Source organism: Micromonospora sp. DT47 (assembly GCF_049844475.1).
Taxonomy (GTDB): Bacteria; Actinomycetota; Actinomycetes; order Mycobacteriales; family Micromonosporaceae; genus Micromonospora.
This window is the reverse complement of the sequence record NZ_JBNCLC010000007.1, coordinates 247,651-261,701: the sequence shown is the minus strand read 5'-3', so window position 1 is coordinate 261,701 and position 14,051 is coordinate 247,651. Positions and strand designations below refer to the sequence as shown.

11 protein-coding genes and 1 pseudogene are annotated in these 14,051 nt (G+C 71.6%); 4 read left to right on the top strand and 8 right to left on the bottom strand.

Annotation, left to right across the window (positions count from 1 at the left end):
• Window positions 1-192: 192 nt before the first annotated feature.
• Both ACLQ2U_RS14235 and ACLQ2U_RS14230 read right to left on the bottom strand, forming a co-directional pair.
• Window positions 193-1,275, bottom strand: a complete 1,083-nt coding sequence (locus ACLQ2U_RS14235; protein WP_425751086.1) for a GNAT family N-acetyltransferase — start codon at window positions 1,273-1,275, stop codon at window positions 193-195.
• Entirely contained in the window at window positions 1,272-2,426 is a 1,155-nt protein-coding gene (locus ACLQ2U_RS14230; RefSeq protein ID WP_425751085.1) for an aminotransferase class I/II-fold pyridoxal phosphate-dependent enzyme, read from the bottom strand. Before ACLQ2U_RS14230 ends, ACLQ2U_RS14235 begins: the two co-directional genes overlap by 4 nt.
• 317 nt (window positions 2,427-2,743) lie before the next feature.
• Here ACLQ2U_RS14230 and ACLQ2U_RS14225 point away from each other — a divergent pair, with 317 nt between their 5' ends.
• Entirely contained in the window at window positions 2,744-3,769 is a 1,026-nt protein-coding gene (locus ACLQ2U_RS14225; protein ID WP_425751122.1) for a DUF389 domain-containing protein, read from the top strand.
• Here the strand turns inward: ACLQ2U_RS14225 and ACLQ2U_RS14220 are convergent.
• Window positions 3,681-4,046 (bottom strand): annotated as a pseudogene (locus ACLQ2U_RS14220) (hypothetical protein); the annotation flags it as partial. The gene ACLQ2U_RS14225 and the pseudogene ACLQ2U_RS14220 overlap by 89 nt on opposite strands.
• On the opposite strand from ACLQ2U_RS14220, the gene ACLQ2U_RS14215 reads away from it, so the two are divergent.
• Both ACLQ2U_RS14215 and ACLQ2U_RS14210 read left to right on the top strand, forming a co-directional pair.
• Window positions 3,933-4,160, top strand: a complete 228-nt coding sequence (locus ACLQ2U_RS14215; RefSeq protein ID WP_425751125.1) for a hypothetical protein — start codon at window positions 3,933-3,935, stop codon at window positions 4,158-4,160. The pseudogene ACLQ2U_RS14220 and the gene ACLQ2U_RS14215 sit on opposite strands and share 114 nt — an antisense overlap.
• Window positions 4,161-4,428: 268 nt before the next feature.
• The gene (locus ACLQ2U_RS14210; RefSeq protein WP_425751084.1) at window positions 4,429-5,427 is read left to right on the top strand and encodes an LCP family protein; all 999 of its coding nucleotides are present in this window, start codon (window positions 4,429-4,431) and stop codon (window positions 5,425-5,427) included.
• A gap of 120 nt (window positions 5,428-5,547) precedes the next feature.
• Here the strand turns inward: ACLQ2U_RS14210 and ACLQ2U_RS14205 are convergent, their stop codons facing one another.
• Complete coding sequence (locus tag ACLQ2U_RS14205; protein ID WP_425751083.1) at window positions 5,548-7,974, bottom strand: Tex family protein; 2,427 nt, start codon at window positions 7,972-7,974, stop codon at window positions 5,548-5,550.
• Window positions 7,975-8,077: 103 nt separating this feature from the next.
• Here ACLQ2U_RS14205 and ACLQ2U_RS14200 point away from each other — a divergent pair, with 103 nt between their 5' ends.
• Window positions 8,078-9,589 carry a deoxyguanosinetriphosphate triphosphohydrolase family protein gene (locus ACLQ2U_RS14200; RefSeq protein WP_425751082.1) on the top strand — a complete coding sequence of 504 codons (1,512 nt, stop codon included), beginning with the start codon at window positions 8,078-8,080 and terminating at the stop codon, window positions 9,587-9,589.
• A 3-nt stretch (window positions 9,590-9,592) separates the two neighbouring features.
• Here the strand turns inward: ACLQ2U_RS14200 and ACLQ2U_RS14195 are convergent, their stop codons facing one another.
• From ACLQ2U_RS14195 to ACLQ2U_RS14180, 4 genes are all read right to left on the bottom strand, one after another.
• Complete coding sequence (locus tag ACLQ2U_RS14195) at window positions 9,593-10,738, bottom strand: MBL fold metallo-hydrolase (RefSeq protein WP_425751081.1); 1,146 nt, start codon at window positions 10,736-10,738, stop codon at window positions 9,593-9,595.
• 135 nt (window positions 10,739-10,873) lie between these two features.
• Complete coding sequence (locus ACLQ2U_RS14190; RefSeq protein ID WP_425751080.1) at window positions 10,874-11,179, bottom strand: hypothetical protein; 306 nt, start codon at window positions 11,177-11,179, stop codon at window positions 10,874-10,876.
• A 176-nt stretch (window positions 11,180-11,355) separates the two neighbouring features.
• Window positions 11,356-12,117, bottom strand: coding sequence for a succinate dehydrogenase/fumarate reductase iron-sulfur subunit (locus ACLQ2U_RS14185; protein ID WP_425751079.1), 762 nt, complete (start codon window positions 12,115-12,117; stop codon window positions 11,356-11,358).
• Window positions 12,114-14,051 carry a fumarate reductase/succinate dehydrogenase flavoprotein subunit gene (locus tag ACLQ2U_RS14180; protein WP_425751078.1) on the bottom strand — a complete coding sequence of 646 codons (1,938 nt, stop codon included), beginning with the start codon at window positions 14,049-14,051 and terminating at the stop codon, window positions 12,114-12,116. The genes ACLQ2U_RS14185 and ACLQ2U_RS14180 overlap by 4 nt, the downstream gene beginning before the upstream one ends.

Here is a 14,051-nt window from a genome sequence, read left to right as displayed (position 1 = left end):
TTCTATCAGGACTCAGCCGGCAATATCCCTAATTATCCCCGATTAGGAGGGCTCTCGGGAGTTCGCGAATGGGACCGCTGCGGGCGGTGGCGTGGCTGGCACCCACCGCCTCGACATCAGCCTGTTCGGACCGATGCGGGCCCATCCTGGACGCCCCACGCCTGGCCGTGGACGGGCCGCGGGGACAGCCGGTCAGGCCGGTACGGGCGGCAGGTCCTGGCGGTATCCGGGGAAGAAGCCGGGATCCGGTTGCCAGTCGGCGAGTCGGCGCCGCGCCTGCGCCTGGTGCGCGTCGACCAGGTGCGCGTACGTCCGCTGGTCGAAGATTCTCGTGCCGGCCGAGTAGGGGACCAGGCCGTGGGGGGCGAAGGCCCGCTTGTAGCGGAAGATGCCGTCGTCGGGTTCGTAGCCGCCGCCGAGTACGACATGCGTCTTCCCGTGCTCCTGCCCCCACCGGAAGATCTCGAACGTCAGCAGGTAGTTCGGGCGCAGGTCGAATGCGGACCGGTCAGTGCCACCCACGAAGCAGTACAGCGTGTGGGCTGAGGCGAGGACGAGTCCAGTGGAGATGACGCGCTCGTCATGCAGGGCGTGGAAGAACACGAACTGTCCGGGTAGTTCCTGGATGATCGTCTGGAAGAACTCACGGGGGAAGTAGTAGCCCTCCCTGGCGTGGCGGCGGTCCATTGTGCCGTAGTAGATCTCGAGGAAGTCGTCCAGGCGGGCACCGGTCTCGTCGACCTCGATCTGAACACCCAGCCGCTTGGCCTTGTTGATGTTCTTGCGGATCTGGTGGTCGAACTCCCGCCACATGCGCTCCAGGGGCGGCCGCAGGTCCTGCACCACGTTCAACTTCTGTCTGGTCTGGCCCGGATACGGTAGGCGCCGGTCCTCGAACAGGCCGAGGCGGGTGAACTCCGACACCACGTTGCGGGTCCGGCAGAAGTCGTCGAACGCCGACCAGAACTCCTTGGCGTCCACCTCTCCAGCACCGGTGTGGAACGCTCCGCCGTAGCCGTACGGGCTGGTGATGTCGAAAACCGGCCGGCCAGGGCTGACCAGATGCGGCGCGGTGACCGGCCGGAGCACGAACGGGTACAGGATGAACCCGGACGGCGTCTCGGCGTACGCCGCGAGCGGCTCGTCCTGCTCGCCGGCGAAGAGGCGTACGTAGGAAGGGTGGGCGAACACCTCCCGGGCGGCCCACGCCTGGTGCACAGCCAGCCATCGGGCGGCGTCCGCGGTCCTTCGGGCGTTCCAGATCTCGAAGTTCATCTCACTGTCTCCCCCCGGGGGCATCGGCCCTCGAGGAACTGTTCGATCGAATTGAGGACCCGGACAACCTGGCTCTCGGTCATCGCGGTGCCGCTGGGCAGGGTGAGGCCGTTCTCGAAGAGCCGCTGCGCGGCGCCGGTGAGCAGCGCGCGCGCACCGGCGAAAACAGGCTGAAGATGCATCGGCTTCCAGACTGGCCGGGTCTCGATGTCATACGCGCCGAGGTGGGCGGCGAGGTCCGCCGCCCGCCAGCCGGCGGCTGCCGGATCGACGGCGATAGTGGTGAGCCAGCAGTTGGCACCCACGTCATCGTCGGCGAGCAGGCGCACGCCAGGGACCGCGGCGAAGAGTTTCGCGTAACGCTCCCGCAGCCGGCGCCGTCGCGCCACGACCTCGTCCAACCGGCGCAGCTGTGCCCGACCGAGTGCGGCGAGCACGTTGCTCAGCCGGTAGTTGTAGCCCACCTCGATGTGTTCGTAGTGGGAAGCCGGCTGGCGGGCCTGGGTCGACAGGTAGCGGCTGCGGGCGATCAGGTCGGCGTCGTCCGAGAGGAGCATCCCGCCGCCGGACGTTGTGATGATCTTGTTGCCGTTGAACGAGAGCACCCCGGCTCGGCCGAACGACCCGGCGGCTCGGCCGTGCCGGGTCGCCCCGAGCGCCTCCGCGGCATCCTCCACGACCGGTACCTCGGCCTCGGCGCAGAGCGGCAGGATCCGGGAGTAGTCGGCGCAGGCTCCGAACATGTCCACCGGCATCACGGCGGCGATCCTTCGGCCCCGGGCGGGTAGGTTGCGGAGCAGTTCATCCAGCAACGCCGGATCGAGGTTGCCGGTGGCGGGCTCGCAGTCGACGAAGACCGGTTCCGCTCCCGTGTAGACCACGGCGTTGGCCGTCGCGACGAACGTCAGGGTGGGGACCACGACGACGTCCCCGGGCCGTACGCCGAGGGCGAGGAGGGCCAGGTGCAGACTGGCGGTGCCCGAGGCCAGCGCCACCGCGTGCGCGCGGCCGACCCGCTGGGCGACCTCGCGTTCGAACGCCTCCAGGTGCGGACCCGCCGGTGCGACCCATCCGGATCGGAGCGCGTCGAGGACGTACGACTCCTCGAGCGGGCCGACATCGGGAGGCGACAGGAGGACCGGATCGGTCACGGGACATACTCCTTGGTGGATGCGAACACCGGTCGCCCGCGCAAGGGGCGGGTCTCGGCACCGAGGGCATCCGGCGCTCAGTGTGCGGTTCGGGCACGCACGTCCGACCCGCTGGAATGTTCTTTTGAGGCTAACGAGGAGAATGTCGGTCCGTGGCGGTATCGCCATCTTTGGGGGGATAAGTGATGCACCCTCGACGCGGCGATCATCCACGGTGGGCGCAGGCTGGAGGGCGGCCGAGTCGGTGTTCGATGCCCGGGAAACTGCCCCGTAGAGTGGGCCGACCACGATGTCGCCGAATGGCGGATGGGGGAGGCATGCTGCACCTGAGGATCATCGCTCCCGCCGACCAGTCGGCGGCGGTGGCCGACCTGCTGGCCGCGGATCCCGGGGTCACTCACCTGGCCGTGCTCAACGGAGCCGGCCGCCAGCCCGCGGGCGACCTGATCCTCTGCGACGTCGTGCGGGAGAGTGCGGACGGCGTGCTGCACGGACTCCGGCAGTTGGGGGTCGAGGCCGGCGGTGGGATCGCCGCCGACGATGTGGAGTTGACCCTGTCGACCGCCGCCGACCGGGCCGCCCGAGAGGCTCCGGGCAGCGGCGCCGACGCGCTGGTCTGGGACGAGATCGCCGCCAAGACCGGTGAGCAGACGGAACTGTCCGGGACCTACCTGGTCCTGATCGTCGTCGCCACCATGATCGCCGGAATCGGCGTGCTCCTCGATCAGCCCATCCTCATCGTCGGTGCGATGGTGGTCGGCCCCGAGTTCGGTCCGCTCGCCGCACTCTGCGTCGCGCTGCTGCGGCGCAAGGCGAAGATCATCGTGCGGTCGGTGCAAGCCCTCGTGGTCGGGTTCCTGGTCGCCATGGTCGCCACGGTGCTGAGCACCTGGGCGCTCACCGCCGCCGGTCTCGTCAGCCGGGAGATGCTGCTCGCCGAGCGGCCCCTGACCGATTTCATCTGGCGGCCCGACGCGCTCTCCTGGGTGGTCGGCCTGCTGGCCGGGGTCGCCGGGATGCTCTCGCTCACCTCGAAGAAGTCCGGGTCACTCGTCGGGGTGCTGATCTCGGTCACTACCGTGCCCGCGGCCGCGAACGTCGCCGTCGCCGCCGCGTACGGGGTCTGGCACGAGGCGGTCGGGTCGGCGCTTCAGTTGGTCATCAACCTCTGCGCCATCGTCGTCGCCGGCCTCGTGACCCTCGCCCTGCAACAGCTGTGGTGGTGGAATGTGGCTCGCCGCACCACCGGGCCGATCACTCCCAGGCGTCCCCGCCCTCCAGCCGACGATCGAGCAGCGTCCGCGGGGGGACGGATTCGCCATCCCGACCGCCCGCTCCGATGACCAGCGGCGGCGCTCGCGGTCGCGGGTCGGCGCCGAGCAGCCGGGCCCGCAGGCTGGCCGCGACGGTCAGCAGGTAGAACCGTCCGTCGGCGTCGACCGCCCGGGACCGGGCCCGGTCGATGTACCACCCGGTGAGCCGGGTCCGGTAACGACCGGGGCCGTCGTGAGGCTGGGCGGCCAGCGGCACGGTGCGCAGACCGCGCCGGGTCGCTTCGGCCGCGAACCGGGCGACGAGTTCCGCGGCCTCGGCCTGTTCGGCCGCGCGGCGCCGCTCCTCGTCGAAGCCCACGACGAATGGCAAACCGGCGACCGCCGCTACCTCGCCGAAGGCTCCATGGCCCAGATCAACGCACCAAAGACGGCCGCCACCAGCCAACTCGTCGCCGCCTGACCAGAATCGTTGTCAACCCGACCGAGAACCGGAAAACTGAACAGCGCACAGAGCCTCACGCAGGCGATCTACACCACGCCACGGGACGTGACCCCCCTCCCGCAAGCCCATACTGGCCATACACCGGTTCGACTGCCTGCATCGCCTTTAGCGGGTAATGTCCGGATTCATGGTGGAGCAGGTTCATCCTGGCGAGATAGGTCGGTCGTCCCGACCGCCGTGGAATCCGCAGGGCGACGACACCGGTCGACGGCGACGTCGACGGTGGTTGCCGAGGAGCCGGTGGGCCCGGGCGACCATCCTCGTCGCCGCCCTCGTGCTGCTGCTGGTGATCGGCGGAGGTGGGGTCGGCGGGTGGCTCTACGTGCGGTCACTGGAGAAGCAGGTCGAGAAGGTGGACGCCTTCAACGGGCTGCAGGAGGAGCAGCGACCGGTCCGGGCCGCGGATTCCGCGCTCAATTTCCTCATCGTCGGCAAGGATCAGTCCGAGCCGGGCGACACCGTCTCGCGTACCGACACCATCATGCTGGTTCACGTGCCGCACAGCCGGGACCGGGCGCAGGTCATCTCGATCCCGCGGGACACCTGGACCACCATCCCGGCGTCCCTCCCCGAGGACGGCGGCGGTCCGAGGAAGGCCAAGATCAATGCCGCGTACGCCTGGGGCGGGACGCCCCTGCTGGTCCGGACGATCGAGGGCTTCACCGGAGTACGCATCGACCACGTCGTCGTGGTGGACTTCGCCGGCTTCGGAAAGGTCATCGACGCGCTTGGCGGTGTGGATGTCAACGTCGACGTTCCCTTTACCTCCGAGGTGTCAAACGGACGGGTCTACCAGCCGGGAGTCCATCACATGGACAGCACCGTCGCCTTGGACTACGCACGGCAGCGCAAGCAGTTCGCCGACGGCGACTACAGCCGGATGCGCCACCAGCAGGCCATCATCAGCGCGGTGATGCAGAAGGCCAGCCGCACGGGCATCCTCACGAACCCCGCGCAGCTCAACGACTTCCTCCGGGCGACCGCCAGCGCCGTGCAGGTCGACCAAGAGCTGTCGGTCTTCGACACCATCTGGGACCTGCGCGGCGTCAGCGCCGGGGACGTCACCATGTTGACCAGCCCCACAACTGGCGTGGGGATGGTCGGCGACCAGAGCGTGTTCTTCCCCGACATGGCAGCCTCGGCGAAGCTCTTCGCGGCGGTCAAGAACGACACCATGGACGAGTGGCTGGCTGAGAATCCAAACGCCCGCAACTCCCCGAACTGACCGAGTCCCGCGGGCTGGTGCCGAACCCACTTCGACGGTGGGCCCGGCAGCACTCCAGCAGATCGCCCCGGGTCCGGCCGGCGTGGCCCGCTCCGAGGGGCCCGACGCGACGGTGATCCGTCAGGCCAGACCGGCCCGGCGAAGGGCGTTGGCCATCGCGTCGTTGGTCGGCGGCGGGGCGGAGCCGCCGCGGCCCTGCTGCTGCTGCGGTCCGCCCCGGCCGCCGCCGCGATCGCCCCTCGCGACACCCCGGTCGCCGCGCGAGCCGCTCTGTCCGCCGCGGGTCCCGGCCTGGTCGCCACGCGCACCGCCGCGCTCGCGGCGTCCGCCCTCCGGCTGCGGCCGGCCGTCGCCGGAGGACGCCGCGTCCTCCAGCCGCAGGGTCAGCGAGATCCGCTTGCGCGGCACGTCGACGTCGAGCACCTTGACCCGGACCACGTCGCCGGACTTCACCACGTCGCGCGGGTCCTTGACGAAGGTGTGCGACATCGCCGAAACGTGCACCAGACCGTCCTGGTGCACCCCGACGTCGACGAACGCGCCGAACGCCGCCACGTTCGTGACCACGCCCTCCAGCAGCATGCCGGGGACCAGGTCGCCGATCTTCTCCACGCCCTCGGCGAAGGTGGCCGTCTTGAAGGCCGGCCGCGGGTCGCGCCCCGGCTTCTCCAGTTCGGCCAGGATGTCGGTGACGGTGGGCAGGCCGAAGGTGTCGTCGACGAAGTCGGTGGCCTTCAGCCCGCGCAGGATCGCCGACTTCCCGATCAGGGAACGCAGGTCCTGCCCGGTGGTGGCGAGGATCCGGCGCACCACCGGGTACGACTCCGGGTGGACGCTGGAGGAGTCCAGCGGATCATTGCCGCCGGGGATGCGCAGGAAGCCGGCGCACTGCTCGAACGCCTTCGGGCCGAGCCGGGCCACCTTCTTCAGCTCGGATCGGGAACGGAACGGGCCGTTGGCGTCCCGGTGCAGCACGATGTTCTCCGCCAGCCCGGCGCCGATGCCGGAGACCCGGGTCAGCAGGGGAGCCGAGGCGGTGTTGACGTCGACGCCGACCGCGTTGACGCAGTCCTCGACCACCGCGTCCAGCGAGCGCGACAGCTTCACCTCGGACAGGTCGTGCTGGTACTGCCCGACGCCGATCGAACGCGGGTCGATCTTGACCAGCTCGGCGAGCGGGTCCTGCAGGCGGCGGGCGATGGAGACCGCGCCGCGCAGCGAGACGTCCAGCCCGGGCAGCTCCTGCGAGGCGTACGCGGAGGCGGAGTAGACCGACGCGCCGGCCTCGGAAACCACCACCTTGGTCAGGTTGAGCTGCGGGTGCCGCTTGATCAGGTCACCAGCGAGCTTGTCGGTCTCCCGGCTGGCGGTGCCGTTGCCGATCGCGATCAGCTCGACGTCGTGCGCCCCGGCCAGCCGGGCCAGGGTCTCGATCGAGGCGTCCCACTGCCGGCGCGGCTCGTGCGGGTAGATCGTGTCGGTGGCGACCACCTTGCCGGTCGCATCCACCACCGCCACCTTGACGCCGGTCCGCAGGCCCGGGTCGAGGCCCATGGTGGGCCGGGTGCCGGCGGGCGCCGCGAGCAGCAGGTCGCGCAGGTTGGTGGCGAAGACCCGCACGGCCTCCTCCTCGGCCGCCTGCCAGAGTCGCATCCGCAGGTCCGCGCCGAGGTGGATGAGGATCCGGGTACGCCAGGCCCAGCGCACCGTGTCCGCCAGCCACTTGTCGGCCGGTCGCCCCGCGCCGGTGATGCCGAAGCGGCCGGCGATCGCCGCCTCGTACCGGCTGGGGCCGGTCGGCACGGCGTCGGCCTCGCCGGCCTCCTCCGGCTCCATGGTCAGGTCGAGCACGCCCTCCTTCTCGCCCCGCAACATGGCCAGGATCCGGTGCGAGGGCAGCTTCGGGTACGGCTCGGAGAAGTCGAAGTAGTCGGCGAACTTGGCGCCGGCGGTCTCCTGACCCTCGCGTACCCGGGAGACCAGCCGGCCCCGCGACCACATCTGCTCGCGCAGCGTGCCGATCAGGTCGGCGTCCTCGGCGAAGCGCTCGATCAGGATGGCGCGTGCCCCCTCCAGCGCGGCGGCGGCGTCGGCGACGCCCTTGTCCGCGTCGACGAAGCCGGCGGCCGTCTCGCGAGGGTCCTGCGCCGGGTCGGCGAGCAGCGAGGCGGCGAGCGGCTCCAGCCCGGCCTCGCGGGCGATCTGCGCCCGGGTCCGCCGCTTCGGCTTGTACGGCAGGTAGATGTCCTCCAGCCGGGACTTGGAGTCGGCCGCCATGATCTGCGCTTCCAGGGCCTCGTCCAGCTTGCCCTGGCCACGGATGGACTCCAGCACCGCGGCCCGCCGCTCGTCCAGCTCGCGCAGGTAGCGCAGCCGCTCCTCGAGGGTGCGCAGCTGCGCGTCGTCGAGCAGGCCGGTGGCCTCCTTGCGGTAGCGGGCGATGAACGGCACGGTGGCGCCGCCGTCGAGCAGCTCCACGGCCGCCCGCACCTGACGCTCCGCGACGCCGAGCTCCTCGGCGATCCGCTGATGAACAGACTGGGTCACGATGATGATCCGCCTTCGCTGTGGGTTCCGTGCTGCATTCTGCCGGCCGCCTCCGACGGCGCTCGCCACACCCGCCCGACGCGCCTGTACTAGCGTGGCGATCATGGAACAACCTGCGGATCCGCGGGCGCGCCGGCTCTTCGGCGGCAGCGCCCGGGCGCTCGGCGACCTGGCGGCCAGCCCGTTCCGGGCCGACCGGGACCGGATCGTGGCCTCGCCGTTCTTCGCCCGGCTGGGCGGGGTGACCCAGGTAATCAGCCCGGTCGGCTCCGGCCTGCTGGTGCACAACCGGCTCACCCACAGCCTAAAGGTCGCCCAGGTGGCCCGGGCGGTCGCCGAGCGGCTGACCGCCGACGAGGGGCGCCGGCGCCTGCTGGACGAGTTGGGTGGCTGCGACCCGGACGTGGTGGAGGCCGCCGCGCTCGCCCACGACCTGGGCCACCCGCCCTTCGGGCACCTGGGGGAGCGGGTGCTGGACCGGCTGGCCCGGCAGCGACTCGGGCTGGCCGACGGGTTCGAGGGCAACGCCCAGTCGTACCGGATCGTCACCAGCACCGAGATCCGGGGCGCGGCCACCACCGGGCTCGACCTCACCGCGGCGGTCCGGGCGGCGATGCTGAAGTATCCGTGGACCCGGCTGGACCACCCGGACCCGCACCCGCGCCACCTCACCCCGGCGCCCCGCGGCGCCGCCGTGCCGCCGGACGACCCGGACAGCGGCTCGTCGAAGTTCGGCGCGTACCGGACCGAGCTCGACGACCTGCGGCAGGCCCGGGAGCTGTTCGCCGGCCGGATCCCGGACTGGCAGCAGACCGTCGAGGCGTCCATCATGGACACCGCCGACGACATCGCGTACGCCATCCACGACGTGGAGGACTTCTACCGGGTCGGGGTGCTCCAGCAGGGGGCGGTCGCGGCGGAGCTGATGGCCTGGCAGCGCGAGGGCGGCCACCTGCGGGCGGTCACCGACGCGGCGTTGACCGGCGCCGCCCGCCGGCCCGGTTCGGCGATCGAGCGGCTGCGCCGCCAGCTGCACCGCAAGGACGACTGGATCGCCGACGACGACGCGTTCGCCGCTGCCGTCGAGCACGTCCGGCAGGAGCTGGTGGAGGGGCTGCTGGCCATGCCGTTCGACGGCTCGATCGAGGCCGAGCAGTACGTGGCCCGCTTCTCCGCCCGCTGGACCACCCGGTTCGTCGACGCGATCAGGGTGGTCGACGAGCCGTCGGTGCGCTCCGGGCACGTGCTGCTGGGCCGGGCCCAGTGGCACGAGGTGCAGGTGCTCAAGTTCGTCCACCACCGGTTCGTGCTGGCCCGCCCCGACCTCGCCCTGCACCAGCGCGGGCAGGCCCGGTTGCTGGGCACCCTGGTCGAGGCGCTCTGGGAGTGGCTGCTCGACCCGGAGGAGGAGTCCCGGCTGCCGCGGCGCCTGCACGACCTGGTGGAGCTGGCCGAGGCGGAGCTGCACCCGCGGACCCCGGACCGGATCGGCAAGGCCCGGGGGCGGGCGATCATCGACTTCGTCGCGCAGCTCACCGACGGGCAGGCCGTCGCCATGCTGGACGTGCTCTCCGGCCGCTCCGGGGCGCTCTGGACCGACGCCTTCGTGCTCTGAGCGTCAGGCGACCGCCTGCCACCAGCCGTCCACCGGCGGCGGGTCGTCCACCACCACCCGCTCGCCCGGGCGGGGCACCGCCAGCCGGACGTCGCGGGCCTTGGCCTCGGCCCAGAGCCGGTCGACCGGCTCCGACCAGTCGTGCAGGGCGAGGTTGAACGTCGCCCAGTGCACCGGGAGGAACAGCCCGCCGCGCAGGTCGAGGTGGGCGGAGACCGCCTCTTCGGGGAACATGTGGATGCTCGGCCAGGCCCGGTCGTACGCGCCGATCTGCATCAGCGTCACGTCGAACGGCCCGTACGCCGCGCCGATCTCGGCGTAGCCGTCGAAGTAGCCGGAGTCGCCGGTGTAGAAGACCCTGCGGTGCGCCCCGGCCACCACCCAGGAGCTCCAGAGCGTGCCGTCGCGGCGCAGCCCCCGGCCGGAGAAGTGCTGGGCCGCGGTGGCGGTGATCTCCAGGCCGCCCACCCGGTGGCACTCCGACCAGTCCAGCTCGACGATCCGCCCCGCCGGTACGCCCCAGCGGTCCAGGTGCGCGCCGACGCCGAGCGGCACCACGAACGGCGCGGACTGCCGGCGGGTCAGCTCCTGCACGGTGGCCATGTCGAGGTGGTCGTAGTGGTCGTGCGAGATGAGGATCGCGTCGACCGGGGGCAGGTCGTCGAGGCGTACCGGAGGTTCGTGCAGCCGCCTCGGCCCGACCGCGGCGGACGGGGAGCAGCGGTCGCTCCACACCGGGTCGACCAGCACCCGGTGTCCCTCGATCTCGATCAGGGCCGAGGCGTGGCCGTACCAGACGATGCTGAGCTCGCGCTCGGCGGCGGTCTCCGGGGCGGGGGCGGGGCGCAGCAGCGGCACCGGGGCCGTCGGGCGGCGGCGCTGCTTGCCGAAGATCAGCTCCCAGAGCAGGTTGCGGCCCGGTTCGCCGCCCGGCATCGACCGGCTGGCGGTCCGGTTGTGGAAGGTGCCGTTTCGGAACTGCGGGGAGCGGGCCGCCCGCTCCGCCCGGGCCCCGGTCAGCCGACCGCCCATGGCCGCCGGCACGTCCCGGGCCGTCCACGCCAGGCCGGCCATCGCGGCCAACCCCGCCATCCGCCACAGCCGTCCGCCGAGTGCCCGCTCGACCGCCCGCTCCGCTGGTTCCCGCATCGCTGAGTCCCCTCCACCGTTTCCCGGAGTACACGGTAGCCACCGCCGCGCCACCGCGCTCCCGCGAAGCCCTTCGGTCCGTTCGGGCGCCGCCTGGAAGCGGAGCCGGACGGCACCGGGTGGTCGGGTCGAGCGTCAGCGCAGCCGGCGCAGCACCGCGCCGCCGACCGCGGCGGCGGACCCGCCGACCGCGGCGGCGGACCCGCCGACCGCGGCGGCGGACCCGCCGAACGATCGGGCCAGCTTCGGCAGGTCGGGCAGCCAGCTGCCGCGTACCGCCGCACCGGCCGGGTTCGGCGCGAAGCCCACGCCCTCGTTGAGCCGGCCCACCGAGACCTCCCGTCGGGGCCGGTCGGCGCAGGCCACGATCGCCCGGGCCACCCGCTCCGGGGTGGTGATCGGCAGCGGGGGCCGGCCCACCCGGCCCACGTAGGCCTTCATGCCTGTCTTCCCCTCTCGGCGCCGTCCATGGGACTGCTACCCGCGCTCGGGGACTTGAACCGGCCCGCCCAGCGCTCCCGGGCGTGGCGTGCCGCTGGAAAACGCCGACCGCCGCACCCCGGCGGGGTACGGCGGTCGGTGACAGGCGTGGCGGGCGGCGGACCCCGCCGCCGGCGTCAGGAGCCCGGGGTGTCGCCGCGCGTGGCGGTCGCCTTCAGGTAGTCCCGGTTGAGCCGGCCGATGGTGTTCAGCGGGATGCCCTTCGGGCAGACCGCGGTGCACTCACCGGCGTTGGTGCAGCCACCGAAGCCGGCCTCGTCGTGCGCGTCGACCATGCCGATCACCCGGGTGTAGCGCTCCGGCTGGCCCTGCGGCAGCAGCGAGAGCTGGGTGACCTTGGCCGCGGTGAAGAGCATGCCGGAGCCGTTCGGGCAGGCCGCCACGCAGGCGCCGCAGCCGATGCAGGCGGCCGACTCGAAGGCGGCGTCCGCGTTGGCCTTGGCCACCGGGGTGGCGTGCGCCTCCGGGGCGCTGCCGGTCGGCGCGGTGATGTACCCACCGGCGGCGATGATCCTGTCGAAGGCGCCCCGGTCGACGACCAGGTCCTTGACGACCGGGAAGGCCCGGGCCCGCCACGGCTCGATGTCGATCGTCTCGCCGTCCTTGAACTGCCGCATGTGCAGCTGGCAGGCCGTGGTGCCGCGCTGCGGGCCGTGCGCGTTGCCGTTGATCACCATGCCGCAGGCGCCGCAGATGCCCTCGCGGCAGTCGTGGTCGAACGCGACCGGCTCCTCGCCGTTGAGGATGAGCCGCTCGTTGAGCACGTCGAGCATCTCCAGGAACGACATGTCCGGGGAGACGTCCTCGACCTGGTAGGTCACCATCCGACCCTTGTCGTTCGGGCCGGTCTGGCGCCAGATGCGCAGGGTCAGGTTCACTTGTAGCTCCGCTGCGTGGGGTGGACGTATTCGAAGGCCAGGTCTTCCTTGTGCAGCACGGACGGCGTGCCGCTGCCGGTGTACTCCCAGGCCGCGACATAGCTGAAGCGCTCGTCGTCGCGCTGCGCCTCGCCCTCGGGGGTCTGGTGCTCGGCCCGGAAGTGGCCGCCGCAGGACTCCTCGCGGTGCAGTGCGTCGATGCACATCAGCTCGGCCAGCTCGAAGAAGTCGGCCACCCGGCCGGCCTTCTCCAGCGACTGGTTGAGCCCCTCGCCGTCGCCCGGGACGCGGACCCGCTGCCAGAACTCGTCGCGCAGCGTCCGGATCTCGTCGATCGCCTTGCGCAGGCCGGCCTCGCTGCGCTCCATGCCGCAGTGCTCCCACATGATCTGGCCGAGCTCGCGGTGGAACGAGTCCACGGTCCGGTCGCCGTTGACGGCGAGCAGCCGGGCGACACGGTCCTCGACGTCGCGGCGGGCCGCGACCGCCTCCGGGTGGCTGGCCTCGACCTTCTCCAGCGGGCCGGAGGCGAGGTAGTTGGCGATGGTGTTGGGCAGCACGAAGTAGCCGTCCGCGAGACCCTGCATCAGCGCCGAGGCGCCGAGGCGGTTCGCGCCGTGGTCGGAGAAGTTCGCCTCACCGACCACGAACAGGCCCGGGATGCTGGACTGCAGGTCGTAGTCGACCCAGAGGCCGCCCATCGTGTAGTGCACGGCGGGGTAGATCCGCATCGGGACCTCGTACGGGTCCTCGCCGGTGATCCGCTCGTACATCTCGAAGAGGTTGCCGTACTTGGCCTCGATCGCCTTGCGGCCGAGCCGGTTGATGGCGTCGGCGAAGTCGAGGTAGACGCCGAGCTTGGTCGGCCCGACGCCGCGACCCTCGTCGCAGACGTTCTTCGCGGCGCGGGAGGCGATGTCCCGGGGTACCAGGTTGCCGAAGGAGGGGTAGATCCGCTCCAGGTAGTAGTCGCGCTCGTCCTCGGGGATGTCCCGTGGCGCGCGGTCGTCGTCCTTGGCCTTCGGCACCCAGACCCGGCCGTCGTTGCGCAGCGACTCGCTCATCAGGGTCAGCTTCGACTGGTGGTCGCCGGAGACCGGGATGCAGGTCGGGTGGATCTGCGTGTAGCAGGGGTTGGCGAAGTACGCGCCCTTGCGGTGCGCCCGCCAGCTGGCGGTGACGTTGCAACCCTTGGCGTTGGTGGAGAGGTAGAAGACGTTGCCGTAACCGCCGGAGGCGAGCACGACCGCGTCGGCCATCTCGGTGGTGATCTCACCGGTGATCAGGTCGCGCACCACGATGCCGCGGGCCTTGCCGTCGACGGCGACCAGCTCCAGCATCTCGTGCCGGCTGTTCATCTCCACGTTGCCCAGGCCGATCTGCCGCTCCAGCGCCTGGTACGCGCCGAGCAGCAGCTGCTGGCCCGTCTGGCCCCGGGCGTAGAAGGTGCGCTGCACCTGCGCGCCGCCGAAGGAGCGGGTGTCCAGCAGGCCGCCGTACTCGCGGGCGAAGGGCACGCCCTGGGCCACGCACTGGTCGATGATGTTGACCGAGACCTCGGCCAGCCGGTGCACGTTCGACTCGCGGGAGCGGAAGTCGCCGCCCTTGACGGTGTCGTAGAAGAGCCGGTGCACCGAGTCGCCGTCGTTGCGGTAGTTCTTGGCGGCGTTGATGCCGCCCTGCGCGGCGATCGAATGCGCCCGGCGCGGGCTGTCCTGGTAGCAGTAGCTCTTGACCCGGTAGCCCTGCTCGGCCAGGGTCGCGGCGGCCGAGCCGCCGGCCAGGCCGGTGCCGACCACGATCACCGTCATCTTGCGGCGGTTGGCCGGGTTGACCAGCTTGGCCTCGAAGCGGCGGCGTTCCCAGCGGGTCTCGATCGGGCCCTCGGGAGCCTTGGTGTCGGCGATCGGGTCGCCCTTGGTGTAGAGATCCAT

What these genes read in the sequence shown, in the direction of transcription:
- ACLQ2U_RS14225 (WP_425751122.1), top strand. Translation starts at nt 2,744, where the DNA reads ATGCTGCACCTGAGGATCATCGCTCCCGCCGACCAGTCGGCGGCGGTG.
- ACLQ2U_RS14180 (WP_425751078.1), bottom strand. Translation starts at nt 14,051, where the DNA reads ATGGATCTCTACACCAAGGGCGACCCGATCGCCGACACCAAGGCTCCC.
- ACLQ2U_RS14190 (WP_425751080.1), bottom strand. Translation starts at nt 11,179, where the DNA reads ATGAAGGCCTACGTGGGCCGGGTGGGCCGGCCCCCGCTGCCGATCACC.
- ACLQ2U_RS14200 (WP_425751082.1), top strand. Translation starts at nt 8,078, where the DNA reads ATGGAACAACCTGCGGATCCGCGGGCGCGCCGGCTCTTCGGCGGCAGC.
- ACLQ2U_RS14195 (WP_425751081.1), bottom strand. Translation starts at nt 10,738, where the DNA reads ATGCGGGAACCAGCGGAGCGGGCGGTCGAGCGGGCACTCGGCGGACGG.
- ACLQ2U_RS14235 (WP_425751086.1), bottom strand. Translation starts at nt 1,275, where the DNA reads ATGAACTTCGAGATCTGGAACGCCCGAAGGACCGCGGACGCCGCCCGA.